20 protein-coding genes are annotated in these 26,508 nt (G+C 71.8%); 15 read left to right on the plus strand and 5 right to left on the minus strand.

Annotation, left to right across the window (positions count from 1 at the left end; translation table 11 throughout):
* Positions 1 to 91: 91 nt before the first annotated feature.
* Positions 92 to 3,490 carry a N,N-dimethylformamidase beta subunit family domain-containing protein gene (locus ACQEVJ_RS16805; RefSeq protein WP_433101919.1) on the minus strand — a complete coding sequence of 1,133 codons (3,399 nt, stop codon included), beginning with the start codon at positions 3,488 to 3,490 and terminating at the stop codon, positions 92 to 94.
* Between the two features lie 537 nt (positions 3,491 to 4,027).
* On the opposite strand from ACQEVJ_RS16805, the gene ACQEVJ_RS16810 reads away from it, so the two are divergent.
* The 3 genes from ACQEVJ_RS16810 (at position 4,028) to ACQEVJ_RS16820 (ending at position 8,133) form a co-directional block, all read left to right on the plus strand.
* Entirely contained in the window at positions 4,028 to 6,106 is a 2,079-nt protein-coding gene (locus ACQEVJ_RS16810; RefSeq protein WP_433101921.1) for a DUF4082 domain-containing protein, read from the plus strand.
* 99 nt (positions 6,107 to 6,205) lie between these two features.
* Entirely contained in the window at positions 6,206 to 7,363 is a 1,158-nt protein-coding gene (gene rffA, locus ACQEVJ_RS16815) for a dTDP-4-amino-4,6-dideoxygalactose transaminase (protein ID WP_433101923.1), read from the plus strand.
* Positions 7,360 to 8,133 carry a GNAT family N-acetyltransferase gene (locus ACQEVJ_RS16820; protein WP_433101925.1) on the plus strand — a complete coding sequence of 258 codons (774 nt, stop codon included), beginning with the start codon at positions 7,360 to 7,362 and terminating at the stop codon, positions 8,131 to 8,133. The genes rffA and ACQEVJ_RS16820 overlap by 4 nt, the downstream gene beginning before the upstream one ends.
* Here ACQEVJ_RS16820 and ACQEVJ_RS16825 read toward each other — a convergent pair.
* Complete coding sequence (locus ACQEVJ_RS16825; protein WP_433101927.1) at positions 8,084 to 9,100, minus strand: glycosyltransferase family 2 protein; 1,017 nt, start codon at positions 9,098 to 9,100, stop codon at positions 8,084 to 8,086. The two genes, ACQEVJ_RS16820 and ACQEVJ_RS16825, sit on opposite strands and share 50 nt — an antisense overlap.
* Before the next feature lie 77 nt (positions 9,101 to 9,177).
* On the opposite strand from ACQEVJ_RS16825, the gene ACQEVJ_RS16830 reads away from it, so the two are divergent.
* The 4 genes from ACQEVJ_RS16830 (at position 9,178) to ACQEVJ_RS16845 (ending at position 13,130) form a co-directional block, all read left to right on the plus strand.
* Positions 9,178 to 9,612, plus strand: coding sequence for a GtrA family protein (locus ACQEVJ_RS16830; protein WP_433101929.1), 435 nt, complete (start codon positions 9,178 to 9,180; stop codon positions 9,610 to 9,612).
* 180 nt (positions 9,613 to 9,792) lie between these two features.
* Positions 9,793 to 10,860 (plus strand): glucose-1-phosphate thymidylyltransferase, encoded by a 1,068-nt coding sequence (locus ACQEVJ_RS16835; protein WP_433101931.1) that lies wholly within the window; start codon positions 9,793 to 9,795, stop codon positions 10,858 to 10,860.
* Complete coding sequence (rfbB, locus tag ACQEVJ_RS16840) at positions 10,857 to 11,834, plus strand: dTDP-glucose 4,6-dehydratase (RefSeq protein WP_433101933.1); 978 nt, start codon at positions 10,857 to 10,859, stop codon at positions 11,832 to 11,834. Before ACQEVJ_RS16835 ends, rfbB begins: the two co-directional genes overlap by 4 nt.
* A gap of 12 nt (positions 11,835 to 11,846) precedes the next feature.
* Positions 11,847 to 13,130: a nucleotide sugar dehydrogenase gene (locus ACQEVJ_RS16845; RefSeq protein ID WP_433101935.1), complete on the plus strand. Its 1,284-nt coding sequence runs from the start codon at positions 11,847 to 11,849 to the stop codon at positions 13,128 to 13,130.
* A 33-nt stretch (positions 13,131 to 13,163) separates the two neighbouring features.
* Here the strand turns inward: ACQEVJ_RS16845 and ACQEVJ_RS16850 are convergent, their stop codons facing one another.
* On the minus strand, positions 13,164 to 13,745 hold the full coding sequence (locus ACQEVJ_RS16850; protein ID WP_433101937.1) for a helix-turn-helix domain-containing protein: 582 nt from the start codon (positions 13,743 to 13,745) through the stop codon (positions 13,164 to 13,166).
* A 67-nt stretch (positions 13,746 to 13,812) separates the two neighbouring features.
* Here ACQEVJ_RS16850 and ACQEVJ_RS16855 point away from each other — a divergent pair, with 67 nt between their 5' ends.
* Complete coding sequence (locus tag ACQEVJ_RS16855; RefSeq protein ID WP_433101939.1) at positions 13,813 to 14,649, plus strand: EamA family transporter; 837 nt, start codon at positions 13,813 to 13,815, stop codon at positions 14,647 to 14,649.
* Between the two features lie 13 nt (positions 14,650 to 14,662).
* On the opposite strand, the gene ACQEVJ_RS16860 is transcribed toward ACQEVJ_RS16855, so the two are convergent.
* Entirely contained in the window at positions 14,663 to 15,478 is an 816-nt protein-coding gene (locus ACQEVJ_RS16860) for a peptidoglycan recognition protein family protein (RefSeq protein ID WP_433101941.1), read from the minus strand.
* A gap of 473 nt (positions 15,479 to 15,951) precedes the next feature.
* On the opposite strand from ACQEVJ_RS16860, the gene ACQEVJ_RS16865 reads away from it, so the two are divergent.
* The 7 genes from ACQEVJ_RS16865 (at position 15,952) to ACQEVJ_RS16895 (ending at position 25,830) form a co-directional block, all read left to right on the plus strand.
* Entirely contained in the window at positions 15,952 to 17,322 is a 1,371-nt protein-coding gene (locus ACQEVJ_RS16865; protein ID WP_433101943.1) for an MFS transporter, read from the plus strand.
* A gap of 236 nt (positions 17,323 to 17,558) precedes the next feature.
* Positions 17,559 to 19,673, plus strand: a complete 2,115-nt coding sequence (locus ACQEVJ_RS16870) for a molybdopterin oxidoreductase family protein (RefSeq protein ID WP_433112790.1) — start codon at positions 17,559 to 17,561, stop codon at positions 19,671 to 19,673.
* On the plus strand, positions 19,670 to 21,109 hold the full coding sequence (locus tag ACQEVJ_RS16875; RefSeq protein WP_433101945.1) for an FAD-dependent oxidoreductase: 1,440 nt from the start codon (positions 19,670 to 19,672) through the stop codon (positions 21,107 to 21,109). The genes ACQEVJ_RS16870 and ACQEVJ_RS16875 overlap by 4 nt, the downstream gene beginning before the upstream one ends.
* Positions 21,110 to 21,141: 32 nt before the next feature.
* Positions 21,142 to 23,595: a nitrite reductase large subunit NirB gene (gene nirB, locus ACQEVJ_RS16880; RefSeq protein ID WP_433101947.1), complete on the plus strand. Its 2,454-nt coding sequence runs from the start codon at positions 21,142 to 21,144 to the stop codon at positions 23,593 to 23,595.
* Positions 23,592 to 23,948, plus strand: a complete 357-nt coding sequence (nirD, locus tag ACQEVJ_RS16885; RefSeq protein WP_433101949.1) for a nitrite reductase small subunit NirD — start codon at positions 23,592 to 23,594, stop codon at positions 23,946 to 23,948. The genes nirB and nirD overlap by 4 nt, the downstream gene beginning before the upstream one ends.
* Positions 23,945 to 25,123, plus strand: a complete 1,179-nt coding sequence (locus ACQEVJ_RS16890) for a uroporphyrinogen-III synthase (RefSeq protein WP_433101951.1) — start codon at positions 23,945 to 23,947, stop codon at positions 25,121 to 25,123. The genes nirD and ACQEVJ_RS16890 overlap by 4 nt, the downstream gene beginning before the upstream one ends.
* Complete coding sequence (locus ACQEVJ_RS16895; RefSeq protein WP_433101953.1) at positions 25,120 to 25,830, plus strand: sirohydrochlorin chelatase; 711 nt, start codon at positions 25,120 to 25,122, stop codon at positions 25,828 to 25,830. Before ACQEVJ_RS16890 ends, ACQEVJ_RS16895 begins: the two co-directional genes overlap by 4 nt.
* Here ACQEVJ_RS16895 and ACQEVJ_RS16900 read toward each other — a convergent pair.
* The gene (locus ACQEVJ_RS16900; RefSeq protein ID WP_433101955.1) at positions 25,788 to 26,450 is read right to left on the minus strand and encodes an SGNH/GDSL hydrolase family protein; all 663 of its coding nucleotides are present in this window, start codon (positions 26,448 to 26,450) and stop codon (positions 25,788 to 25,790) included. The two genes, ACQEVJ_RS16895 and ACQEVJ_RS16900, sit on opposite strands and share 43 nt — an antisense overlap.
* Between the last annotated feature and the right edge of the window lie 58 nt (positions 26,451 to 26,508).

A 26,508-nucleotide genomic window follows, 5' to 3' on the forward strand; every position in this document is an offset into this window, starting at 1 on the left:
ACGGCCGGTGTGCGTGGATCACGATACCGGCGGAATCCGCTTCGATGGCGGCGGCCGTCCGGCGGGTTGACCGAAGCCGGAATGGCTGCGATCAGCGGATGACGAATCCCTTGGAAACGAATCGCCGATGCCTGCCCCAGTAATTCCCGTCCGGTGGAACAGGCAGGGATTTCGTCTCCGGCCGGAGGCCCGGGTGGGACCGCCCCGCCGGGAGACCGGCGTGGGGCCGCACGCGGCGCAGGGGCCGGCGGGCGGCGGGCTGCGGCGGGTCGGGGTCGAACAGCACGTCCACCCAGTAGTTGGTGGCCTGGAAGCTCTTGTTCGGGAAGGCGTTCGCCGCGCTGTAGACGTAGACCCCGTTGCCCCCGCTCCCGCCGCTCGCCGGAGCGGTGAGCGGCCCCCGGGTGTAGGCGTTGAGGAAGTAGAAACGGTCCGTCGCGTACCCCGTCGTGGTGGAGTACGACGCGACGTACGTGGTGCCCGCGCTGATGGAGATGGCCGGTGAGAAGGTCACCTGCTGCCAGCCGCTCGCGGTCTCGTCGGTGAAGGTCGCGCTCGCCAGGAGTTGGCCGTCGGCGGTCCAGAGGCTGCCGACGTGGGTGCCGGTGTTCTGGGCGCCCTTGTAGAACCTGACCCCCCTGATCTTGCCTGAGGCGGTGGCCTGGAACTTCACCCCGAGCACGACCGGATTCGGGTCGGCCTGGAACGGGGTCGTCGGCGTCGTGGTGTCGTCCCACAGCGTGGTGGCCGAGGTGAACACCACGTCGACCCAGTAGTTGGTGGCCTGGTAGGTCTTGGTCGGGAACGTGCTCGCCGGGCTGTAGGCGTACAGGCCGTTGCCTCCACCGTCGCCGTTCGCCGGGGCCGTCAGCAGCCCGTTCGAGTACTGGCTGGTGAAGTAGGGCCTGGTCACCGCATAGTTCCCGGGCGTGTGATAGGAGACGACGTAGTCGGCGCCCTCGATCACGGGCACGGGGGTCGGGAAGTTCACCTGCTGCCAGCCGCTCGCGGTCTCGTTGGTGAAGGTCGCCTGCGCCAGGAGCTGGCCGTCGGCGGTCCAGAGGCTGCCGACGTGGGTGCCGGTGTTCAGCGAGCCCTTGTAGAACCTGACCCCGGAGACGTAGCCCGGCGACGTGGCGCGGAACCTGACGCCGAGCTCCACCGGCGTGTTGTCGGCCAGGCTCGGCTGGGCGGGCGTGCTGTCGGACGGCCAGATGGAGCACGGGCACCCCGCGTTGACGGTCAGCGTCCTCGTGGTCGTGGGGTTCTGCATGTTGCCGATGTCGTCGACGGCCCGGGACTGGATCGTGACCGTCTGGGACGTGGGCGTCGCCCAGCGGTACTGCCAGCTAGTCCTGCCCGCCGCCCGGTGCCATGTCGTGCCGCCGTCGACCGAGACGTCGACCCCGGCCACCACCCCGCCTCCGGTGTCGGCCGCCGTGCCGCTGATCGTCACGACCGTCCCGCCGGGCACCGAGGCGCCGGTCGTCGGAATGGAGATCGCCGACGTCGGGGGAGCGGTGTCCGTCGACGGCGTCGCCGGGACGAGGCCCTGCTCCAGAGTGGCCGGCTGCACTCCCATGTCGGCGAAGAGGTTCACCGTGGCCTGCTTCATGTTGATGTCGGTGGGAGTGCCCGGGCGGTCGTGGACGGCGTCCAGCCCCCAGGCCCACTGGGTGGTTCCCGCGCCGAAGACGAGCGCGTTACCGGAGGTGCGATAGAGCGTCAGGTTGTGCGTGGCGGTCCCGTAGCCGTACGTGCTGCCGAAGTCGAGCAGGAACTTGTCGGGCGTGGTCAGGGTCGTGCCGGACAGCCGCACCAGGCCGGTCGGGACGCTGGCGTCGTCGGGCGCCCCGTCCCACTCGTAGCCGAGCGTGCCCGCGGGGAAGACCGCGACCTGGCCGGGCTGGAGGTTCGCGACCGACGTGTTGCGCCACAGCCGCATGGACGCGTCCTCGTACGGGACGGTGATCGAGTCGTTGGAGAGCCCGTTGACCCGGTAGAGCGTTCCGGTCACGGCGTTCTCCGGCCTGCCGCCGTCCGACGGCGGGGAGAACCTGGGATCCCGCCATGTCCCCGTCCACGTCGTGGTGGGGTCGATCTTGGCGTTGGCGAGCGTCTCCTTGTAGCAGACCATCGTCCGGAACGGCGTGCCCGAGCCGTCGATGCTGTTCTCCCACCTCGTCTTCCAGAACGACTCGTTGCCGGAGAAGAAGGTCACGTTCACGCCGTTGCTGATGGCGTTGGTCACGTTGGTTCGCATCTCGTTCGACCAGTACTCGTCGTGCCCGGACGACATGAAGATCTTGTGGTTGAGCAGCTGCGCCTGGCGTGTCGCCGTGTCGACGTTGCTGGTGTAGGCGACGTCGTAGCTGTTCGCCTCGAGCCACCGGATCATCGGGTACTCCGAGTCGAAGAAGTTGCTCTCCGGGTGCGTGCGCCGGGTGTTGAGGGGACGGTTGTAGCTCACCTTGAAGGCGCGTCCGGCTGGGCTGCCCTCGTACAGGCTGTTGCCGCCGAAGCTGTTGTACGCCTGCCAGGTGGCGTCGGAGGTCTGCACGAGGATGTCGGAGTTGCGGGCGTCGTTGCGCACGACGAAGATCGCCTGATTGACGCCGCTGGTGCCGTCGGTCCTGACGAAGTCGGCGAGGTAGACCCCGGAGACGGCGTCGGGCGGCACGGCCCAGGACGCCGAGACCGCCCAGTTGCCGCAGTCCACCAGCCCCGTCGTGGAGTCGGTGAGACAGGCGGGCTGCGGCTGCGGCAGGGGGGCGGACGGAGTGACGCTGGCGATCTGCCGCGCTCCCAGACCCTGGTAGTAGCCGACGCGGTAGATGTCGATCCGGTACGAGGTGACCGTGGGCGCCAGCACCTTGAACTGCTCGGTCTCCCCCGCGTTGACGCTCATCTGGGTGGGGAACCCGGCGATGGCGGCGCTCCCCGACCCCGGCACGTCCCATTGCGACGGCGGGCTGCCCGGCAGGCTGTTCTCGATGCAGATGATCGAGGTGGGCGGGCAGGTCTGGCGCAGCGCCCGGGCGCGGGCGCCCCTGCGGGTCCTCCGGTCGCGCGGCGCCGCTGACTGCGCGGCGGCTTCGGGGCCGGGCGAGGCGCTCGCGCCCGGCGGGGACGGCTGCGGCGTGCCGCTCGCCGAGGGGACCGGGACGGTGTCGCCCGTGTCGCCCGTGTCGCCCATGTCGCCGGAGTCGGCGGAAGCCACTTCGGGAGAGACCTCGGGAGAGGATCCGGGAGAGGGGCCGGGCGAGGCCGAGACCTCAGTGCCGGGCGTCGCGCCGGTCCCGTCGTGGGCGGGCGCATCCACGATCTCGACGCCGCTCCGGCCCGCGTCGTCCTCGGCGAAGGCCGGGGTGAAGGCCGCGGTCCAGGCGGCCATGAGGACGGCGGTCACAGTGCAGACGGCGCCGAGGATTCGCAGGGTCGTGGCCCTCCGGTTCCGGCCGTCGCCGGCCGCTGTGCCTACGCCTGGCATGTTGCACCCCTGGTCCTGCAGCGGAACGCCGTGTCAAGGGGAGATCAGCGCAGGATAGCCAGTGCCGGCCGGGCCCGGCGTCCACCCCGGAGCCGGCGTGTTTCCCCGCAACGCGGGAACTATTTCTCATTTCCCAGGCATTCGCGGCGGCGAGCGGCTCTGTCGGCATATATCGCCTCTTATATGGATTTGCCCGCGGAATCCGATGGCTATTGTGGAAAGTGCCCACAACAATATGGAAATCATGAATAGTGGAGAGTAGCATTCGACCGCGCGGGCATTCATGTAGATCGTTTCCTCCCGCGGATAGATCATCGGCACAGGCGCGGCAATCAGCGGCTCCCTCCGCCCTTTCTCGCGCCATCGTTCTCCGTGACGACTCTCGCCCCGGTGTCCCGCGTCCACCGGCCGGCGGCCCCTCCGATCGGCCGCCGCGGCACGAGCACCGAGAGCCGAATCGCCGTCGAGATCCACAACAGGTGCTTCCGCACCTGACACATCACGGTGCCACGCACCAGGACGCGAGGTAGGTCGCAGATGAAACGCTCAGCCCCGGAAGAGCGCGGGCGGGAGCCCGCAGCAGTCAGGTCCCGCGCGCGCGGTCGCCGCGCCAGGCGGGGCACCCGTCGCCACCGGCTCGCGGCGGTGCTCGCCGCGGCGCTCACCTTCACCGTCGGCGTCGTCGTCGCGGCGCAGGGGGAGGCCGTCGCCGCTTCCCCCACTCTCGGCAACGCCGCCTCCTACGGGGTCCTGGCCTCGGTATCGGTCACCAACACCGACAACACGACAGTCACCGGCGACCTCGGGGTGAGCCCGGGAAACTCGGTGAGCGGCTTCCCGCCCGGCACCGTCACCGGGTCCGTCCATGCGGGCGATTCCGCCGCGGCGAGCGCCATGGCCGACGCGGTCGCGGCCCGCAACGCCATCGTGGCGATGCCCGCCGACGGCACCCTGGGGCCCAACCTCGGCGGGACGACCGTGACGCCCGGCGTGTGGGACGCGGCCGGCGGCGCCTTCTCGATCAGCGGCACGCTCACGCTCGACGCGCAGGCCAACCCGGACGCGATCTTCGTGTTGCGGGCCGCCACCCTCACCGCCGCCAACGTGAGCAACATCGCCCTCACCAACGGGGCGCAGGAGAACAACCTGTACTGGCAGCTCAGCGGCACCGCCTCGCTGGGCACGTACCCCACCTTCCGGGGGAACGTCCTCGCCTCGGGCAACGTCTCCGTGGGCTCCGGCTCCGCGGTGTTCGGGCGGATGTTCTCCCTGGGCGGCACGGTCGCCATCACCGGGACCACGAGCATCCCCGCCACCCGGATCACGCTGCCGAACTACCCGCCCACCACCACGACCCTGACCTCGTCGCGCAACCCCTCCCGTACGGGGGACGCGGTGACGTTCACGGCGACGGTCCAGCCGCAGTCCGGCTCGCTCGTGCCGCAGGGCGACGTGGTCTTCAAGGAGAACGGCGTGGTCCTCGGCAGGGACCAGCAGACCACCTCTCATCCCGCGACGTTCACGACGTCGAGCCTCTCGCCCGGCCAGCACCGGATCATCGCCGTCTACCTGGGCGGCGACACGTTCGACCACGAGGCGCTCGTCCACTTCGCCCCCAGCACGTCGCAACCGGTCGTGCAGAGCGTGTCGAGCACCAGCCTGTGGAGCGACAGCACGACCCCCGCCGTCGCCTCGCAGAACGACCCGAACGCCGTCGTGGTCGGAGTGAAGTTCCGCGCCAGCCAGGACGGCCTGATCACCGGCATCCGGTTCTACAAGGGCGCGCAGAACACCGGGACGCACACCGGGAGCTTATGGACCGCCGCCGGCCAGCAGCTCGCGACCGTGGTCTTCAGCGGCGAGACCGCCTCCGGCTGGCAGCTGATGAACTTCCCGGAACCCGTCGCCATCTCCGCGAACACGACCTACGTCGCGTCCTACCACACCACGTCCGGGTACTACTCGGTCGACCGCAACTACTTCACCTCCCAGTACGTGAACGGCCCGCTCACCGCCCTCGCCAACGGGCCGTCGGGAGGTAACGGCGTGTACGCCTACAGCGCCACCAACACCTTCCCCACCAACTCCTTCCAGTCCTCGAACTACTGGGTCGACGTCATGTTCACACCGGCGGAGACCCTCTGGGACAACACGGCGACCCCCGCCGTCGCCTCGCAGAACGACACCAACCCCATCGTGGTCGGAGTGAAGTTCCAGTCGACGCAGGACGGCTCCGTCACCGGCGTCCGGTTCTACAAGGGCGTGCAGAACACCGGCACCCACACCGGCAGCATCTGGACGGCGGGCGGCGCCCACCTGGCGAGCGTGACCTTCACCGGCGAGACCGCGTCCGGATGGCAGCAGGCGCAGTTCGCCACGCCCGTTCCCATCACCGCCAACACGACCTACGTGGTGTCGTACCACACGACGTCGGGACGCTACGCGGTCGACCAGAACTACTTCGTCTCGCAGCGCAACAGGGGGACGCTCGTCGCGCTCAACGACGCCGTGTCGTTCGGCAACGGTGTCTACACCTACAGCGCCGGCGACGTCTTCCCCGTCAGTTCCTACCACGCCTCGAACTACTGGGTCGATCCGGTGGTCGAGTACAACTGAGGGCCGGTTCGCGGCCCTCGGTAAGGCTTGCGCAAGGACATCGCCACGGCGGGCCGGGGCGGAACCGCCCGCTCGCCGTGCCGATGTTCACTACCGGAAGTGAGCACAACCAGCCTGACGGCGGTCCCCTTCAACCGGACCCACGTCTGCGACAACGAGGTCGGCTATCTCACCGAAGCCGTGCGCGGGGGATTCACCTGCGGCGACGGGCCGTTCACCCGGAGGGCCACCGCGCTCCTGCGCGAACTCACCGGGGCCGGGCACGCCCTGCTGACCACCTCCTGCACGCACGCGCTGGAGATGTCGGCGATCCTGCTCGGCCTGCGGCCGGGCGACGAGGTCATCATGCCGTCGTTCACCTTCGTGTCCACGGCCAACGCGTACGCCCTGCGCGGGGCGGTGCCCGTCTTCGCCGACTGCAGGCCCGACACCCTCAACATCGACGAGCGCCTGATCGAGGCCGCCGTCACCGACCGCACCCGGGCGGTCGTGGTCGTCCACTACGCGGGCGTGGCCTGCGAGATGGAGGCCGTCGCCGCGGTCGCCGGCCGGTACGGCCTGGCCGTGATCGAGGACAACGCGCACGGCCTGGGCGGGTCCTACCGGGGCAGGCCGCTGGGGTCGTTCGGGGTGATGGCGGCGCAGAGCTTCCACGCGACCAAGAACGTGCAGTGCGGAGAGGGCGGCGCCCTGCTCCTGAACGACGCAGCCCTCGCCACCCGGGCGGAGATCGTCCGGGAGAAGGGCACCGACCGCAGCCGCTTCTACCGGGGTCAGGTCGCCAAGTACCAGTGGGTCGACATCGGCTCCAGCTATCTGCCGTCCGATGTCCTCGCCGCCATGCTGACGGCGCAACTGGAGTCGTTCGACCGGATCCAGGCGCGCCGGCACGTGGTCTGGCGGGCGTACCACGAGGGGTTGTCGGAGTGGGCCGCGGACAACGGCGTCGCCCAGCCGGTCGTGCCCGAGGACCGCCGGCATCCGGCGCACCTCTACCACCTTCTGCTGCCCGACCTGCGGAACCGGCAGGCGTTCATCGCCCACCTCGCCGAGGCGGGCGTGCAGGCGGTGTTCCATTACCAGCCGCTGCACAACGCCCCGGCCGGGCTGCGGTACGGCCGCCCGGCCCCGGGCGGCTGCCCCGTCACCGAGGACGTCGCGGACCGGCTCGTACGGCTGCCGCTGTACGCCGGCCTGGACGACGCGGACGTCACGCGGGTGATGGAGGCGGTGCGCTCCTACCGGGTGCTCCCATGAGCCGGCACGCCGTGGCGGAGTCCGGGGCCCTGCGGACCAGCCCCTCGCCGCTGGAGTCCGCACGGTTCGGCCGCCCGGTCGAGCGCCTCACCGTCCCCGCCGCGTCGCCGGCGCCCTTGCCGGCCGTGTGCGAGGCGGTCGCGCGGTCGCAGGCCGACGTGGTCATCCTGCGCTACCCGGCCGAGCACGTGGGCTGGTTCGCCGGGCTGACCGCGCTCGGCCGCACCGCGGTGCTCGCCGACACGCTCGTCTACTGGCGGCTGCGCGCGGGGGAGGGCAGGGCGCCGCGGCCCGAGCCCGGTCTCCGGGCGGACGGCCCACCCGGCGCCGCCGACGTGCGCGCCTTCGTCAGGCGGACCTTCGCCGCGTACGGCAACCACTACCTGGCCAACCCCCTGTTCGACCCGGCCGCGGCGGCCGAGGGGTACGAGGAGTGGGCGCTCGGATCGGCGGCACGGGGCGGATGCGTGACCCTGCGGGGCCCGGACGGCGTGCTCGCGCTCGCCACGGTCGAGGAGGACGGGCCGCGCACCGAGATCCTGCTCGCCGGCGTCACGCCGGCCGCGCAGGGGCGCGGCGTCTACGCGCACCTGCTCCGGGCGGTGGAGGACCGGGCGGTCTCACGCGGGGCGGGCGAGGTCGTCATCTCCACGCAGGCGCACAACACGCGGGTGCAGCGGGCCTGGGCGAGGTACGGGTTCGAGCCGGTGCACGCGCTCCTCACCGTTCACCTGATCCGGCCCTCTGCTTGGGGGCCGCCGCCGCGGTGAGGGCGACGCCGCCCGGCCGGGCCTCGCCCGCGCGCTCGCGCGCCGCGGAGTCCGCGCGCTCCCGCACGACGTAGGTCGGGCGGCCCATGCCGCCGCCGTGGATCCGTCCGATGTACTCCCCGAGCACCCCGATCGAGATCAACTGCGCCGACGAGAACAGCGCGACCATCGACGCGAGCGTGGTGAAGCCCGCGACCGTGATGCCTCCCGTGACGAACCGCCACAGCACCGCCCCGCCGAGCAGCAGGCCGACGATCCCTACCAGGAACCCCAGGTAGCTGGCCGCTCTCAGCGGCGCCGCGCTGTAGCCGGCCAGCATGTTCACGGCATGCCGGACCAGCATGCGGGCGGTGTAGTTGGACCGGCCGTGGCCGCGCCGGTGCATCCGCACCCGCACCGAGCCGACGCGGGTGGTGGTCCACGACAGCGCCACGTCGACGGAGGCGTGCGGCCCGCGCAGCCCGTCGAACCCGTCGCGCAGGCACGTGCGGAAGGCGCGGAACGCGCTGATCTCCCGGGCGGTCCCGATGCCGAGCGCCGCCGCCATCCCCGCCTTCACCGAACGGGACGCGAGACTGCGCAGGTAGCCGTGCTCCTCCTCGTACGGCACGCCGTACACCAGGTCGAGTCGCTCCCGCTCCAGCGCGTCCAGCAGCAGGGGGATCTGCTCCGGCGGATGCTGGAGATCGTCGTCCATCGTGACGACGACGTCGAACCTGGCCTCCCTGATGCCCGCGACGAGGGCGTTGTGCTGTCCGTAGTTGCGGGACAGATGGACCGCGCGCACGTTCTGCACGTCGCGGGCGAGGCCGGCTGCGGCGGCCCAGGTGTCGTCCGGGCTGCCGTCGACGACGAGGATCACCTCGTGCTCGGGGGAGACCTCGCGCAGCACCGGCAGGAGCCCGGCGACCAGCGGCCCGAGCGTCCGCGCGGAGCGATAACACGGAATTACCACCGACACCGACATGATTCCCCTGTTCGGTTCTCGCCGCCGATTACACTCCTGCTGACCGGCCTCGGCAGCACACCGAAAGCGACGGCAGCATGCTAGAACTGGAAAGCCGGAGGCCGGGGAAAACCCTGGTCGCGGCGCTCCCGGCTTTTCTCGGCCAGCGCATCACATATCTGATGGCCAGCGCCCTGACGGCAGTGGTGTATTACGCTCTTCTTGGCCTGGGTTTGCTGGTCGGCAGGAATGCGGTGCCCTATCTTTTCCTCGTGGCGGGCAGCCATCTCGCCACTGTGCTGATCGTCTATCCGGTGTACCGGCTTGCCGTCTTCGCCACCTGCACCATCGGGTGGGTGCACGGCTACCTGCGCTTCTACGCCGTGGGGCTGACGTTCCTCGGCGCGTCCCTCGCCGGCCTGCCGCTGCTGGTGGAAATCGCCGGGATGCCGCTCATGGGGGCGCAGGCGCTGATAATCCTGCTGAGCCCGCCGCTGAGTTACGCCGTCAACCGGGCGTGGGCCTTCCGGTAGACCGGCGTCGGTTCCGACGCCGGCAAGCCGTGCCACGCCGTTCCGTAAAACGGCGAGCGGCGGCGCGGCCCGTTTTTCCGGCGCCTGATACATTCGGGCGACCGGCCACGTGATTTTCCCTGGAGAAGTCCGCGACTTTCCCAATCGGCCGGCAAACATCGTGGAAGGAATCGAAAAGCGGTGAAGGCACTCGTCCTGGCGGGCGGCAAGGGCACGAGGCTGCGCCCGCTGACCCACACCTCGGCCAAGCAGCTCGTCCCCGTCGCCAACAAGCCGGTGCTCTTCTACGGGCTTGAGGCGATCAGGGACGCCGGTATCACCGACGTGGGGATCATCGTCGGCGACACGGGGCGGGAGGTCCGCGATGCCGTCGGCGACGGCTCGGCCTTTGGGCTCGACGTCACCTACATCCCGCAGGAGGCGCCGCTCGGGCTGGCGCACTGCGTCCTCGTCGCGCGGGAGTTCCTGGCCGGCGACCCGTTCGTCATGTACTTGGGCGACAACTTCCTGGTCGGCGGCATCCGCGGCCTGGTCGACGCCTTCCGCGCCGAGGAGTGCGACGCCCGCATCCTGCTCACCCGGGTGGCCGAGCCGCAGTTCTACGGCGTCGCCGAGCTCGGTCCCGACGGGGAGATCGTCGCGCTGGAGGAGAAGCCGCGGTTTCCCCGCAGCGACCTCGCGATCGTCGGGGTCTACACGTTCTCCCCCGCGATCCACGAGGCCGTACGCGCGATCGGGCCGTCCGCCCGGGGCGAGCTGGAGATCACCGACGCGATCAAGTGGCTCATCGAAACGGGCCACCGCGTGCGGTCGCACTTCGTCACCGGCTACTGGCGCGACACGGGCCGCCTGCAGGACATGCTGGAGTGCAACCGCATCGTGCTGGAGGCGATCGAGCCCGACGTCGCGGGCAGCGTGGACGGGCTGTCGGAGGTGAGTGGGCGCGTGGTGATCCCCCCGGGCGCCGTGGTGGAGGGCTCGGTCATCCGCGGCCCGGTGGTGATCGGCGCCGACACCAAGATCATCGGCTCGTACGTCGGGCCGTACACCTCGATCGGCGAGGGCTGTGTGATCGAGGACGCCGAGGTGGACTACAGCATCGTGCTCGCCGACTCGGCCATCCGGGGCGTCCGCGGCATGACCCACTCGCTGATCGGCCGCAACGCGGAGGTCACGAAGGCGACCGGCGTGCCCAACGCCTACCAGCTCATGATCGGAGACCACAGCAAGGTGCAGGTGCGGGCGTGAAACTTCTCGTCACCGGCGCGGCCGGCTTCATCGGCTCCCACTACGTCCGCTCGCTGCTGTCGGGCGCCTACCCCGGGTACGAGGACGCCCAGGTCACGGTGCTGGACAAGCTCACCTACGCCGGCAACCCGGCCAACCTCGCCCCGGTGGAGACCAACCCCGCCTTCACGTTCGCTTACGGGGACGTGTGCGACGCGGATCTGCTGCGCGAGCTGGTTCCCGGGCACGACGTGGTCGTGAACTTCGCCGCCGAGACCCACGTCGACCGGTCGATCACCGGGGCGGGCGACTTCGTGACGACCAACGTGCTGGGCACACAGCGGCTGCTGCAGGCGGCGCTGGAGGCGGGCGTGCGCACGTTCGTCCAGGTGTCCACCGACGAGGTGTACGGCTCGGTCGACGAGGGGACGTGGACGGAGGCGGAGCCGCTGCTGCCGAACTCGCCCTACTCGGCCGCCAAGGCCGGGGCCGACCTGCTCTGCCGCGCCTACCACCGCACGTACGGGCTGGACGTCCGGCTGACCCGGTGCTCCAACAACTACGGGCCGTACCAGTACCCGGAGAAGGTCGTCCCGCTGTTCGTCACCAACCTGATCGACGGGCGGCCGGTGCCGTTGTACGGCGACGGGCGCAACGTGCGGGAGTGGCTGCACGTGGACGACCACTGCCGGGGCGTCCAGCTCGTGCTGGACAAGGGGGAGCCCGGCGAGGTCTACAACATCGGCGGCGGGGTCGAGCTGAGCAACCTCGACCTCACCCGCCGGATCCTGGACGCCTTCGGCGCGGGATGGGAGATGGTCGAGCACGTACCCGACCGGCCCGGGCACGACCGGCGTTACGCGCTGGACTGCGGCAAGATCCGGGCGATCGGCTACGAGCCCCGGGTGGACTTCGACGAGGGCCTCGCGGACGTCGTGCGCTGGTATCGGGACCACCAGGACTGGTGGCGCCCGCTCCTGAACCGCCGCGGCTGAGGACGGCACATCGTGACAGACAAGGGACGGGGGTCCTTGATGGAGAAACTGGTGGTGGTCGGGCAGGGCTACGTCGGCCTGCCGCTGGCCGTACGCGCCGTGCACGCCGGGTTCGACGTTGTGGGCGTCGAGGCGGACGAGTGGAGGGTCAAGCGGCTCAACGCCTGCCAGTCGTACGTCGAGGACGTCGGCGACGACGCGCTCGCGGCGGCGCACGCGACGGGCCGCTACCGGGCCAGCGCGGACTACACCGACGCCGAGGGCTTCGACGTCTGCGTCATCACCGTGCCGACGCCGCTGACCGACGGCGTGCCCGACCTCAGCCACATCGCGTCGGCGGGCCGTTCGCTCGCCCCACGCCTGCGGCCGGGCGCGACCGTGGTGCTGGAGTCGACCACCTATCCGGGTACGACGGAGGAGTACCTGCGCCCGATCCTGGAGGAGGGATCGGGCCTGCGCGCTCCCGGCGACTTCCACCTCGGCTACAGCCCCGAGCGGATCGACCCCGGCAACGCGCGGTGGCGCCTGGAGAACACGCCGAAGGTCGTCTCCGGCCTCGGCGACGCCGCCCTCGCACGGGTCCGGGCCTTCTACGAGGCCGTCGTCGAATGCGTCGTCCCCGTGTCCTCGCCGCAGGTGGCCGAGTTGTGCAAGCTCCTGGAAAACACCTTCAGGCACGTCAACATCGCCCTGGTCAACGAGCTGTCGGTCTTCGCCAGGCAGCTCGGAATCGACGTATGGGAGGCCATCGACGCCGCCTCGACCAAGCCGTTCGGCTACATGCGTTTCACCCCCGGGCCCGGCGTCGGCGGCCACTGCCTGCCGATCGACCCGTCGTACCTGTCCTGGAAGGTCAAGCGCAGCCTGGGGCACAACTTCCGGTTCGTGGAGCTGGCCAACGACGTCAACGACCACATGCCCGCGCACGTCGTCGACCGGCTGGTGCTGGCGCTGAACGACCGGCGCAAGGCCCTGAACGGCAGCCGGGTGCTCCTGCTCGGCCTGTCGTACAAGAAGAACACCGGCGACTGCCGCGAGTCCCCGGCGCTGGAGGTGGCCAGGCACCTGCACAAGCTGGGCGCGGACGTGCGCGCGGCCGACCCGCACGTCGACCTCGGCCTCGTGCCCGAGGGGGTGGCGATCGCCGAGGCCTCGCCGCGGGAGATCGCGGCGGCCGACGCCGTCGTGGTCCTCACCGACCACGACTGCTTCGACTACGCCCTGGTCGAGCGCGAGAGCGCCTTCGTCTTCGACACCCGCAACCGCTGCCGGGGGCCGAACGTCGAGCGGCTCTGACGGCCGGCGGCGCCGTCCCGTTGACGGCGGGTGCTATCCGCCGGTGGTGTGCGGCGGCAGGTGCACGGTCATGAGCAGCTCGCAGGGCTCGGCGCCGCCACCCCGGTAGGTGTGGGGGACGCCACCGTCGAACGTGGCGGTGGCCCCGGCCGGGACCTGGTGTTCCACGCCGTCGAGGACAAGGGTCAGGCAGCCGCGGATGACGCTGACGGTCTCCACCACCCCGGCCGGGTGGGGATGGCTGGGATACGCCTCGCCGGGGTGCAGGCGCCAGCGCCACACCTCCACCGGCGCCGGACCGCTGGTGGTGAGCATGAGGCGGGCCTCGCCGCCCTGCTCTCCGGTCCACAGCGGTTCGGTGCCGGCGGCCTCGACGATCTGGATGCCGCGATGCCGGGGGCCCTCGGTGAGGGCCGACACCGACATGCCCAGGGCGTCGGCGAGGCGCACCAGCGTGGCCAGGTTAGGGTTGCCCTGGGCGTTCTCCAGGCTGACCAGCGCTCCCTTGCTCACCTGCGCCCGGGCGCTGAGCTGCTCCACGGACAGGCCCGCCCGCAGCCGGGCCGCCTTCACGTTGGACGCCACCGCGCGCAGAGCCGCCGCCGTCTGCCCCACTGTTTGCCATCCCTCCTGTCGGTCACTTTATTGTACCTTACGGTCGTTCCGCTGAAAGGTATGCCTTGTGACCGCTCTTCTGCTGGCCCTGGCCAGCTCTCTCGCGTACGGCTGCGCCGACTTCCTCGGCGGGCTCAGCGCCCGCGGCGCGCACGTCCTGCGCACCGTCGTCATCGCGGCCCCCGCCAGTCTCGTCGTCGAGCTCGCCTTGTGGCCCTTCCTCGGCGCGCACTGGAGTCCGGCCGCGCTGGCCTGGGGCGCCGCGTCCGGAGCCGCGTCGGCCGCGGCCTTCGCGCTGCTCTATCGCACCCTGGCGATCGGTCCCATGAGCGTGCTTTCTCCCATCACCGCGCTGGTCTCCGCCGTCCTGCCGGTCGGCCTCGGCCTGGCCCAGGGCGAACACCTCACCACCTACGCCCTGCTCGGCCTGCCGCTCGCGCTGACCGCCGTCGTCCTGGTCAGCGCGGGCCCCGGCGCGGGCGCCTCCCGTCCCAGCCGCACGGCCCTGCTGCTGGCCCTGGGCGCGGGCACCGCCATCGCCGCCCAGCTCATCTGCCTCCATCAGGCCCCCGCCGACAGCGGCCTCGCCCCGATCATCGCCGGCCGCGCCGTCTCCTCCGCCCTCGTCCTGACCGCGGCCGCCCTGCTGCGCAAGCGCCTCGGCGACCGGCGCCCCGCGCCCGCCCTGTGCGCTGCCGCGGGCATGCTGGACTCCCTGGCCAACCTCGCCTTCCTCCTGGCCGCCCGCAGCGGAGACCTCGCCGTCGTCGCCGTCATCACCGCGCTCTATCCGGCCGGCACCGTCCTGCTGGCTCGCGTCGTCCTGGCCGAGCGCATCCACCGCAGCCAGCTCACCGGGCTCGGCGCCGCCGCCGTCGCCGTCAGCCTTCTCGCACTCAACTGACCACCGGCCCCCGTCAGCGGGTCAGGTCGTGCGGGCCGACGGCGGGACCGTGCTCCAACGGCAGGTCGCCGATCAGAGCGGCCCCCTCGTACGGACCGTCGGGCAGCGCGAGCCGCGGCGGCCGCGGCTCGGCCCGCCCGGACCCGCGCCCGCCCAGGCGGCGCGCGACGTCGTCCCGCAGTTGCGGCAGGTACGCGTAGAGGCGGTCGCCCGGGCAGGCGGTCCTGTTGAGGTCGCGGTGGCCGACGATGGCCTCGTGCGGGTCGAGCGCGTACGCATCGCACAGCCAGGCCAGCAGGGCGGTCAGCGCGGACAGCTGGCGGGCCGGGGGCAGGCAGGAGGTGTACGTCCCCTCGGTCTCGATGCCCAGCGTGTGGTCGTTGTGGTCGGCCGCCTGCGCGCCCATCACGTGCTTGCCCGCCTCGACGGCGGGCAGCGAGCGATTGCGGCCCTCCATGACGTATCCGCCCCGGCTGACGGTGAACTGCTCGCCGATGTCCTCCCAGCCGTTGTGCTTCATGTGGTAGCGCTGGATCGTCCGCGACAGCCGGAAGGCCGCATCGAGATCGGTCGCGCCCGTGTTCGCCGTCGCCGTGTGGTGGACGACGAGGCGGTCGGGCGCACGGTCGAGCACCTCGGCCTTGCCTCTGGGCGGATCGGCCTTCCAGTCCGACCGGGTGTACACGCGCGGCCGCCGCGGGCGGTTCCCGGCCCAGACGGGCGTGGCGGTCGCGGTGAGCCCGCCCTGCGCGGTCAGGACCGCCGCGGGCAGGCACGCCGACCAGAGGAGCCCCGTCGAAAGAAACGCGCGGCGTGAGACCGCTGGCATCCGTCCTCCCCGAGTGCGCACGGGCCCTCGGGGGGCCCTCGTCAGGCGGGAGGCGGCATCGATATCCCCTTTCCCTGCCGCGGATATTCCTGCGAGCGGAAAACCGGTCACATGTCAACCGAAATGTCCGTGCCATCCCGCAGCGGAAAATGCCATAGTCCGGTCATAGAATGGCGCTACCGCGATCGCGGGAATTTCCCGAAATACCCGCGTACGGGATAGGGCGGACGTGCTGACCTTGCGTGACGACGGCCGGTCCGGCCGCCGTTCGCCCGGCGTCACGCGGACGAAACGCGGGCGGCGCGAGGGGCGAGCCCGTGTTAACCCGATGTTGCCTCCGTTATGCGTGTGGATTGCATGTTTCGCGGGTGCGGCACATGTAACGGCCGCACGGTCACGCTTGGTCAAAGTGCGTAACGCGCTCTTTCTAGCTTCTGTTACTGGCCCCAGCCGACAAGGACGCAGGAGGAGCGATGACGGCGACGCAGGCGGCGCGCACGGCCCCGGAAGAACCCCGGAAGGGCCGCTGGATCGGTGACTGGCGACCGGACGATCCCGTCTTCTGGGAGAGCACCGGCAAGAAGGTGGCCCGGCGGAACCTGGCGTTCTCGATCCTGGCCGAGCATCTGGGCTTCACGCTGTGGACCGTCTGGAGCATCGTCTCGGTCAAGCTCGGCGCCTACAAGTTCTCCACCGACCAGCTGTTCTGGATCGTCTCGCTGCCCAACCTCGTGGGCTCCGCGCTGCGCATCCCCTACACGTTCGCGCCCGCCCGGTTCGGCGGCCGGAACTGGACGGTGGTCAGCGCGATGCTGCTGCTGGTGCCCGCCGTCCTGCTCGCGGTGGCCGTGAACGACCCGGGCACGCCCTACTGGGCCTTCCTGGTCATCGCGGCGACGGCCGGGCTCGGCGGCGGCAACTTCGCCTCCAGCATGGCCAACATCACCTACTTCTACCCGCAGAACAGGCAGGGCGCCGCCCTCGGCCTGAACGCGGCCGGCGGCAACATCGGCGTCAGCTCCGTGCAGTTGCTGATGCCGCTGGTCATCGCCGGGTTCGGGCTGGCCGCGGCCGGACTGTTCTGGGTGCCCTTCGTCCTGGCCGCCGCCGCAGGGGCGTACTTCTGCATGGACAACCTCACCTTGGCCAGGGCCGAGCCGAGGGAGATGGCCAAGGCGGCCGGCCGGGCGCAGACCTGGATCATGTCGGTCCTCTACATCGGCACGTTCGGCTCGTTCATCGGCTACTCCACCGCGTTCCCGCTGCTCATCAAGTCGCAGTTCCCCGAGCACGCCTCGCTGACCTCGCTGGCGTTCCTCGGCCCGCTGGTCGGGTCGCTCATCCGGCCGGTCGGCGGCTGGCTGTCGGACCGCCTCGGCGGCGCCTCGGTGACGTTCTGGAACTTCGCCGCGATGATCGCCTCGGTCCTGCTCGTCTGGCAGGCCATGTCGGCCCGCGACTTCGTGCTGTTCTTCGCCGCGTTCATGCTGCTGATCGGCACCGCGGGTGTCGGCAACGGCTCCACGTACCGGATGATCCCGGCGATCTTCCGGGCGAAGGCGGTGGCCGGCGTCGAGCCCGGCACCCCCGCGTACGAGGAGGCGCTGGCGACCGGCAAGCGCGACGCCTCGGCCGCCATCGGGTTCATCTCCGCGGTGGGCGCCTTCGGCGGGTTCTTCATCAACCGCGGGTTCGGCAGCTCCATCTCCGCCACGGGCGGCGCGGGGGCGGCGCTCGCGGCCTTCGCCGCCTTCTACGCCGTCTGCTTCGCGCTCACCTGGTTCTGCTACATACGCACCTTCGGAGCGAAGTCGGCGCCGAGCCTGGCGGCGGCCCGGGTCTGAGACGCGGCCTCTCGCGGGCGCCCGCGCGGCGCCCGCCTTTTTCGGACTCATGCCTCACGAGCGGCGACAGCACAAGTGAGCTTTCGAGACGACGGGGTCTCTCACACGCCGCGCTCGCCGAAGTTAGCGCGGTTGGCGCCTTGTAGCACAGCGGTAACAGAAGGGACCCAGCGGTGAAACCGCCTGTCAGCACCATCGGATCCATGCCGATCTCACTGCACGTTCCCGGTCCTGTGATGTCACAGGCGGACACCCCGGTGCACACGGATGCAGTGTCCGGGGATACGACCGTGGGCTCGGCCACCCACTGCCCGTACTGCGCGCTCCAGTGTGGCATGTACGTCGCGAAGGGCGAGATCACCCCGCGTGAGGACATCCCGGCCAACGCCGGCGGCCTGTGCCAGAAGGGCTGGACGGCGGCCGAGCTGCTGACCTCGCCGGACCGGCTCACCACCCCGCTGCTGCACGGCGAACCGGTGAGCTGGGACGAGGCGCTCGACTACGTCGCGGCCCGGATCGAGGCCATCAGGGCGGAGCACGGGCCGGACGCCGTGGCGGTGTTCGGCGGCGGCGGGCTGACCAACGAGAAGGCCTACCAGCTCGGCAAGTTCGCCCGGGTCGCGCTGCGGACCAGCCAGATCGACTACAACGGCAGGTTCTGCATGTCCTCGGCGGCGGCCGCGGTCAACCGGGCCTTCGGCATGGACCGGGGGCTGCCGTTCCCCATCACCGACATCGCCCGCGCCGGCGCCGTCCTGTTCGCCGGGGGCAACGTCGCGGAGACCATGCCCCCCTTCGTGCGGCACCTGACCGCGATGCGCTCCGGGGGCGGCCGGCTCGTCGTCGTCGACCCGCGCCTCACCCAGACCGCCAAGATGGCCGACCTGCACCTGCAGGTCACCCCGGGCACCGACCTCGCGCTGGCGCTCGGCCTGCTGCACATCGCGATCGCCGAGGGGTACGCCGACCTGGACTACCTGGCCGCCCGCACGAGCGGCTTCGAGGAGGTGCGCACCTCCGTGTCGGCCTGGTGGCCCGAGCGGGTGGAGCGCGTCACCGGCGTCCCAGTCGCGCACATGCGCGAGGCCGTACGGATCCTCGGCGAGGCGGAGCGCGCGATGGTGCTGACCGGCAGGGGCGCCGAGCAGCACGCCAAGGGCACCGACACGGTCACGGCGTTCGTCAACCTGGCGCTCACCCTCGGGCTGCCCGGCCGTGAGGGCTCCGGCTACGGCTGCGTGACCGGCCAGGGCAACGGCCAGGGCGGCAGGGAGCACGGCCAGAAGGCCGACCAGCTCCCCGGCTACCGGAAGATCGACGACCCGGCGGCCCGGGCGCACGTCGCGGCCGTCTGGGGGATCGACCCCGCCGGCCTGCCCGGCCCCGGCCGGTCCGCGTACGAGCTGCTGGACGCGCTCGGCACGCCGGAGGGCCCGAGGGCGCTGCTGCTGTTCGGCTCCAACCCCGTCGTCTCCGCGCCGCGCGCCGGGCACGTCACCCGGCGGCTGGAGGCGCTCGACCTGCTCGTGGTCTCCGACTTCGTGCTGTCGGAGACCGCGGCCATGGCCGACGTCGTGCTCCCCACGACCCAGTGGGCCGAGGAGGCGGGCACGATGACGAACCTGGAGGGCCGGGTCCTGCTGCGCCGCCAGGCCGCCGCACCGCCGCCCGGCGCGCGCAGCGACCTGGAGATCCTCCAGGGGCTGGCCGAGCGGCTCGGCTGCGGCGAGAAGTTCCCCGCCGACCCGCGCACGGTCTTCGACGAGCTGCGCCGCGCCTCCGCCGGGGGCGTCGCCGACTACTCCGGCATCACCTACGAGCGCATCGCGGCCGAGACCGGCGTGTTCTGGCCGTGTCCAGAGACGGCGGAGGAGCCCCACCCGGGAACGCCGCGGCCGTTCCTGGACGGCTTCGCCACCCCGGACGGCCGGGCCCGCCTGGTGCCGGTGGACCACCGCCCGCCCGCCGAGGACGTGGACGAGGAGTTCCCGCTCTACCTGACGTCGGGGCGGGTGCTCGCCCACTACCAGTCGGGGGCGCAGACGCGCCGCATCCGCCCGCTCACGCAGGCGTCGCCCGAGGTGTTCGTGGAGCTGAACCCGGACCTCGCCGAGCGGCTCGGCGTCGTCCCCGGCGACCGCGTCCGGGTGCGCAGCCGCCGGGGCGCCGCCGTGGGCGTGGCCCGCGTGAGCGCCTCGATCCGGCCGGACACGCTGTTCATGCCGTTCCACTGGGAGGGCGTCAACCTGCTCACCAACCCGGCGCTCGACCCGACGTCGCGGATGCCGGAGTTCAAGGTCTGCGCCGCCGCGATCGAGCGGTGCGCCGAAGACGGGGAGCGTGTCGCGTGAGGCTCGTCGTGGTGGGCAACGGGATGGCGGGCTCGCGCCTGGTGAGCGAGGTCCGCGCCCGGGACAAGGACGTGAAGATCACGGTGTTCGGCGCCGAGGCGTGGCAGCCGTACAACCGGGTCCTGCTGTCGAACGTGGTGGCCGGCACGTCGAGCCCGGAACAGGTCCGGCTCCTCGACCCCCGCTGGTACGCCGACCACGGCGTGACCGCCCGCCTCGGCGTCGCGGTCACCGCGATCGACCGGGACTGCCAGACGGTGATCGCCGCCGACGGGACGCGCGAGCCGTACGACGTGCTCGTGCTCGCCACGGGCAGCGAGCCGGTCGTCCCGCCGATCCCCGGCGTGGAGCGGGCGACGGCGTTCCGCACGCTGGACGACTGCGAGCGGATCAGGGAGGCCGCCGCGAGCGCGCGCAGCGCGGTCGTGGTCGGCGGCGGGCTGCTCGGCATCGAGGCCGCGCGGGGCCTGGCCGGCCGGGGCGTCCCGGTGACGCTGCTGCACCTGGCCGGGCACCTGATGGAGCGCCAGCTCGACGAGGAGGCCGGGCTGATCCTCCGTGAGACGCTCGGCGCGCTCGGCGTCGCCATCCGCACCGGCGTCACCGTGAGCGCGATCCGGGAGCGGCACGTCGAACTTGCCAACGGGGAACTCGCCGACGGGGAACTCGCCACCGGCGAGCTGATCGACGCCGATCTGGTCGTGCTGGCCTGCGGCGTGCGCCCGGTCGTCGGCCTCGCTGACCAGGCAGGACTGGAGGTGGGGCGAGGTGTTGTAGTGGACGACGAGCTGCGTACCGACGACCCGTCCATCTTCGCGATCGGGGAGTGCGCCCAGCACGCCGGCCGGGTCTACGGACTGGTCGCCCCCGGCTGGGAGCAGGCGTCGGTCGTGGCCGACCTCGTCACAGGCGCCGACAAGGGCGCGCGCTACCGGGGCTCGCGGCTGGTCACCCGGCTGAAGGCCAGGAGCGTGGAGCTCGCGGCGATGGGGGAGACCCAGCTGACGGAGGACGAGGCGGAGATCGTCCGCTTCTCCCACCGGCACAAGGGCACCTACCGCAAACTCGTCATCCGGGACGGCCGGCTGGTCGGCGCGATCCTGCTGGGCGAGACCTCCGCGGTGGGCACGCTGACCCAGCTCTTCGACCGGGGAGGTCCCCTGCCCGGCGACCGCACCGGGCTGCTGTTCCCCGATCTCGCGGGCGTGGGCGGTGCGGCGGTGGCCGACAGCCCCACCCGGATGCCGGACTCGGCCCGGGTCTGCCAGTGCAACAACGTGACGAAGGGCCAGATCAGGGCGTGCTGGGAGTCCGGCGCGCGGGACGTGGAGGCAGTGGCCGCCGCGACGAGGGCCACCACCGGCTGCGGGAGCTGCCGCGACGCGGTCGAGGGCATCGTCGGCTGGCTGTGTGAGCAGGAGGGCGTAAGCGCATGAGGGACCGTAAGCGCATGAGGGACCGTAAGCGCATGAGACTCGTCGTTGTAGGACACGGCCCGGCGGCACACCGCCTGATCGAGACGCTCGCCGGCCGGGGCTTCGACGGGACGGTCACCGTTTTCGGGGAGGAGCCCCGCCCGGCCTACGACCGGGTGGCGCTCACCTCCTACCTCAGCGGCAAGAGCGTCGAGGACCTCACCTATCCGGTTCCGGACCGCGTCACGCTCAGGACCGGCGTCCGCGTCACCGCGATCGACCGCGCGAACCGCACCGTCACCACCGACGCCGGCGACAGCGAGCCGTACGACGTGCTGGTGCTGGCCACCGGGTCGGCGCCGTTCGTGCCGCCGGTGCCGGGCCGGGACCTGCCGGGCTGCTTCGTGTACCGGACGATCGACGACCTGGACGCCATCAGGGACGCCTCGCGGGACGCCCGGGCGGGTGTGGTCATCGGCGGCGGCCTGCTCGGCCTGGAGGCGGCCGACGCCCTGCGCGGGCTCGGCCTGGACACGCACATCATCGAGATGAGCGGCTGGCTCATGCCGCGCCAGGTGGACGAGGGCGGCGGCTCCGTGCTGCGCGGGCACATCGAGGGGCTCGGGCTGACGATCCACACGGGTGCGGGCGTGCGCTCGATCGAGGCCGGCCCCGGCGGCCGGGTCACGTCGCTCGTCAAGCCCGACGGCGAGGCGATCGACGCGCAGGTCGTCGTCTTCTCCGCCGGCATCCGGCCGCGCGACGAGCTCGCCCGCGCCTGCGGCCTGGAGGTCGGCGAGCGCGGCGGCGTCGTGGTCGACGAGGGCATGCGCACCTCCGACGAGCGCATCTACGCGATCGGCGAGTGCGCCCTGGCCGGGGGCATGGTCTACGGCCTCGTCGGGCCCTGCAACACGCAGGCGGAGGTGGCCGCCGAGCGCATCCTGGACGGGTCCGCGGCCTTCACCGGCGCCGACATGTCCACCAAGCTCAAGCTGCTGGGCGTGGAGGTCGCGCAGTTCGGAGCCATGTCGGGCGCGCTCGACGTCACCTACATGGACCCCGTGGGCGGCGTCTACAAGCGGCTGTTCATCAGCGACGACGCCACGACCCTGCTCGGCGGCATCTGCGTCGGCGACGCCTCGCCGTACAACGCGCTGCGGCCGTTCGTCGGCAAGCCGCTGCCCGGCGCGCCGAGCGACCTGCTGTTCGCCGGCGCGGGCAAGGCGTCGGTCGACCTGCCCGACGACGCGCAGGTCTGCTCCTGCAACAACGTCACCAAGGGCAGGATCTGCGCGGCCATCACCGACAAGGGCCTGACCGACGTGCAGGGCATCAAGGACTGCACCCGGGCCGGCACCACCTGCGGAAGCTGCGTGCCGATGCTCAAGCAGATCCTGGTGAAGTCGGGCGTCGACGTCGGCAAGGCGCTGTGCGAGCACTTTCCGCACAGCAGGGCCGAGCTGTTCGACATCGTCAACGTCCGGGGGATCACGACGTTCTCCCAGCTCATCGCCGAGCACGGGACCGGCCGCGGCTGCGACATCTGCAAGCCCGCGGTCGCCTCGATCCTCGCCTCCCTCGGTCGCGGCCACATCCTCGACGGCGAGCAGGCCGCGCTGCAGGACACCAACGACCAGTTCCTGGCCAACATCCAGAAGAACGGCACCTACTCGGTCGTCCCGCGCATCCCGGGCGGCGAGATCACCCCGGACAAGCTCATCGTGATCGGCGAGGTGGCCCGCGAATTCGGGCTCTACACGAAGATCACCGGAGCGCAGCGCATCGACCTGCTCGGGGCCCGGGTCGAGCAGCTGCCCGCCATCTGGCGCCGCCTCGTCGACGCCGGCTTCGAGTCCGGTCACGCGTACGGCAAGGCGCTGCGGACGGTGAAGTCCTGCGTCGGATCCACCTGGTGCCGCTACGGCGTGCAGGACTCGGTGGGCCTGGCCATCGCGCTGGAGCTGCGCTACCGGGGGCTGCGCTCGCCGCACAAGCTGAAGTCGGCCGTCTCCGGCTGTGCCCGGGAGTGCGCCGAGGCCCGGTCGAAGGACTTCGGCATCATCGCGACCGAGCAGGGCTGGAACCTCTACGTGGGCGGCAACGGCGGCTTCAAGCCCCGCCACGCCGACCTGCTCGCGTCCGACCTGTCCACCGACGACCTGGTCAGGACCATCGACAGGTTCCTGATGTTCTACATCCGCACCGCCGACCGGCTCCAGCGCACCGCCGCGTGGCTGGAGAACCTGGACGGCGGGCTCGACTACCTCCGTGAGGTGGTCATGGAGGACTCGCTCGGCATCTGCGCCGAACTCGACGCGCAGATGGAGCGGCACGCGTCCACGTATGTCGACGAGTGGCGGGCCACCATCGAGGACCCCGACAAGCTGCGCCGCTTCGTCAGCTTCGTCAACGCCCCCGGCGTTCCCGACCCCTCGATCTCCTTCGAGACCGAGCGCGACCAGATAAAGCCGGTGCTGATCCCACTGGAGGTGACCCGCACATGACCATCCTCGACGAGACCCCGGCCCTTGCCGGCCACTGGACCCCGGTCTGCTCCTACACCGACCTGCTGCCCGAGCGGGGCGCGGCGGTGCTCGTAGGCGACCGGCAGGTGGCCGTCTTCCGCACCTTCGACGGCGCCCTGTACGCCCTGGGCAACCTCGACCCGTTCAGCGGGGCGTACGTGATGTCCCGGGGCATCGTCGGCACCAGGAACGGCGAGCCGACCGTGGCCTCGCCCATGCACAAGCAGGTGTTCTCGCTGGTGACGGGCGTGTGCGCGGACGACTCCGGCGTCGCCGTACCGACCTACCCCATTCGAGTCACCGACGGAACCGTGGAGGTGAGCGTGGTATGACCGTGCTGGTGGACCCCGCACTCGTGGACGGGGCCCCGATGAGCCTGGAGACGGCGCCGGACGCGCTGGCCGGGTTCACGATCGGGGTGACGGCGACCCGCCGCAGCGAGGAACTGGCCGCGCTCCTCGAACGGCGGGGCGCCCGGGTGGTGCGGGCGCCCGCGATCCGCATCGTGCCGCTCGCGGAGGACGCCGGGCTGCTCGCCGCGACCCGGGCCTGCCTGGAGGCGCCCGTCGACGACGTGGTCATCACCACGGGCGTGGGGTTCCGCGGGTGGATGGCGGCGGCGGAGGGCTGGGGCCTGTCCGCCGACCTGAACGCGCACCTGGGCGGCGCGCGGCTGCTCGCCCGCGGCCCGAAGGCGCGCGGGGCCGTCCGCGCGGCCGGCCTGGTGGACTTCTGGACGCCGGCCACCGAGTCGTGCGAGGAGGTCAAGGAGTACCTGCTCGCGCAGGATCTGCACGGCCGCCGCATCGCCGTGCAACTGCACGGCGAGCCGCTCGACGGCTTCGTCGCGTCGCTGCGGGAGGCGGGCGCCGAGGTGATCGAGGTGCCGGTCTACCGGTGGCTGCCCTACCGCGACACCTCGCCGCTGCGCCGCCTGATCAGCCAGGCGATCACCGGCTCGGTGGACGCGGTGGCCTTCACCAGCGCGCCCGCCGTGCTGGCCATGCTCGGCGCCGCCCGCGCCGACGGGCTGGAGGACGCGCTGCTCGCGGCGTTCGACGCCCGCGTCGTGGCGGCCTGCGTGGGCCCGGTCACGGCCGGGCCGCTGACCCAGCGCGGCGTGCGGGTCGTCCAGCCCGACCGGGCCCGCCTCGGCGCGCTCGCCCGGACCCTCGCCCGCCACCTGCCGGAAAGCGGCGTCACGAGGCTCGTCGCGGGCGGGCACGAACTGGAGATCCGCGGCCACGCCGTGGTGGTCGACGGCGAGCTCAAGCCGCTGCCGCCCGCCCCGATGGCCGTGCTCAAGCGGCTCGCCGAGCGTCCCGGGCACGTGGTGAACCGGGCCGACCTGCGGGTCGTGCTGCCCGGCGGCCCCTCCCGCGACTCGGCCGAGCACGCGGTCGAGATGGCCATCACCCGCCTGCGCCGGGCGCTGGGCCCCTCGGGCATCGTCGAGACCGTCGTCAAGCGCGGCTACCGCCTCGCCTGCGGCCGGGACGAGCGGTGACCCCGACTCTGGTGATGGCGGCGCACGGGGCGCGCAGCGGCCACTGGGAGTCGGTCATGGACTCCCTGGCGGCCCGGGTGCGCCGCGCCCGGCCCGGCGCGCCGGTCGAACTCGGGTTCCTGGAGATCAGCGCGCCGCTGCTGTCCGACGTGCTGTCGCGGGTGGCAGGACCGGTCGTGGTGGTCCCCATGCTGCTCGCCGGGGGATACCACGCGCACATCGACCTGCCGGCCGTCGTCGCCCGCACCCGGCCCGACGCGGTCGTCGCCGGGCAGCTCGGACCACACCGGCTGCTGACCTCGGTGCTGGCGCGCCGCCTGGCCGCGGCCGGTCTGCGGCCCTGCGACGCCGTGATCCTGGGCGCGGCGGGCTCGTCCGACCCCGCCGCGCTCGACGACGTCCGCGCCGCCGCCCGGCTGCTGTCCGTACGGCTCTCGCGTCCCGTCACCGCCGCCTTCGCCTCGGCCGGGACGCCCACGCTCGCCGAGGCGCTGGAGCGCGTCAGGGCCGGCCTCGCCCCGCGCGTCGCCGTCGCCTCCTACCTGCTCGCGCCCGGCTTCTTCCACGACCGGCTGGTGAGGGGCGGCGCCGACCTGGTCAGCGCGCCCCTCGGCGTGGACGACGACCTGGCCGCCCTCGTCTGGGCCCGCTTCGACGAGGCCGGTCACGCGACCAGGCGCAGCCAGGCCGCCGAGAGTGCGGCGTGACCGGCCGGCGTCGGGTGCACGCCGTCCGCGGCCCAGTACTCCGGCCCGGTCGTCGCGGCGAGCTCGGCGAACATGCCGTCAGCGGCGAGCAGGTGCGCGCCGTGCTTGCGGGCGAGCTCGCGCACGACCTGGATCTTCGGGTCCAGGTCGGCTCGCCACTTCTTCCGCTCCTCTTCGCCGACGTGCGCGTCGCCGACCTCGACAAGGCCGCGAATCGGCAGGAGGAACGGCTCGATGAGGATCAGTTCCGTGCCCGCCTCGGCGAGGGGCGCGAGCAGGCGGTCGTAACCCGCCGCGTAGTCCTCCACGGGGATCACGTAGCCGTCCGGGTCGTACGTGTGCCAGGCCACGTCATTGCCGCCGGCGAGGATCGACACCACGTCCGGGCGCGCGTCGAGCACGTCCGCCTGCCAGCGGGCTTCGAGGTCCATCACCTTGTCGCCCGCGATCCCGGTGTTCAGCCAGGTCACGGGCCGGTCCGGGTGCCGGAGGCCCCACTCGCCCGCGACATGCAGCGGGTAGCCGAACCCGAGACCCTGTTCGCTGTCCAACCGCCGGCAGTCGGTGATCGAATCGCCGGTGAACATCACGGTGCTTCCCGGCCGGAGGGTGATCGTCATGTGCGCTCCTTGAACTCGTTGAGGGGAGGAAGGGTTCCGCGCCCGTGCAGCGCCCACA

The organism is Microbispora sp. CA-102843, from assembly GCF_050936215.1.
Taxonomy (GTDB): domain Bacteria; phylum Actinomycetota; class Actinomycetes; order Streptosporangiales; family Streptosporangiaceae; genus Microbispora.

Excerpts from the sequence above, each read along its gene's own strand:
- ACQEVJ_RS16820 (WP_433101925.1), top strand. The coding sequence starts at position 7,360 with ATGAGCCGGCACGCCGTGGCGGAGTCCGGGGCCCTGCGGACCAGCCCC.
- ACQEVJ_RS16805 (WP_433101919.1), bottom strand. The coding sequence starts at position 3,490 with ATGCCAGGCGTAGGCACAGCGGCCGGCGACGGCCGGAACCGGAGGGCC.
- ACQEVJ_RS16870 (WP_433112790.1), top strand. The coding sequence starts at position 17,559 with ATGTCACAGGCGGACACCCCGGTGCACACGGATGCAGTGTCCGGGGAT.
- ACQEVJ_RS16860 (WP_433101941.1), bottom strand. The coding sequence starts at position 15,478 with ATGCCAGCGGTCTCACGCCGCGCGTTTCTTTCGACGGGGCTCCTCTGG.
- ACQEVJ_RS16900 (WP_433101955.1), bottom strand. The coding sequence starts at position 26,450 with ATGACGATCACCCTCCGGCCGGGAAGCACCGTGATGTTCACCGGCGAT.
- ACQEVJ_RS16810 (WP_433101921.1), top strand. The coding sequence starts at position 4,028 with ATGAAACGCTCAGCCCCGGAAGAGCGCGGGCGGGAGCCCGCAGCAGTC.
- nirB (WP_433101947.1), top strand. The coding sequence starts at position 21,142 with ATGAGACTCGTCGTTGTAGGACACGGCCCGGCGGCACACCGCCTGATC.
- ACQEVJ_RS16865 (WP_433101943.1), top strand. The coding sequence starts at position 15,952 with ATGACGGCGACGCAGGCGGCGCGCACGGCCCCGGAAGAACCCCGGAAG.
- nirD (WP_433101949.1), top strand. The coding sequence starts at position 23,592 with ATGACCATCCTCGACGAGACCCCGGCCCTTGCCGGCCACTGGACCCCG.
- ACQEVJ_RS16890 (WP_433101951.1), top strand. The coding sequence starts at position 23,945 with ATGACCGTGCTGGTGGACCCCGCACTCGTGGACGGGGCCCCGATGAGC.
- ACQEVJ_RS16830 (WP_433101929.1), top strand. The coding sequence starts at position 9,178 with ATGCTAGAACTGGAAAGCCGGAGGCCGGGGAAAACCCTGGTCGCGGCG.
- ACQEVJ_RS16825 (WP_433101927.1), bottom strand. The coding sequence starts at position 9,100 with ATGTCGGTGTCGGTGGTAATTCCGTGTTATCGCTCCGCGCGGACGCTC.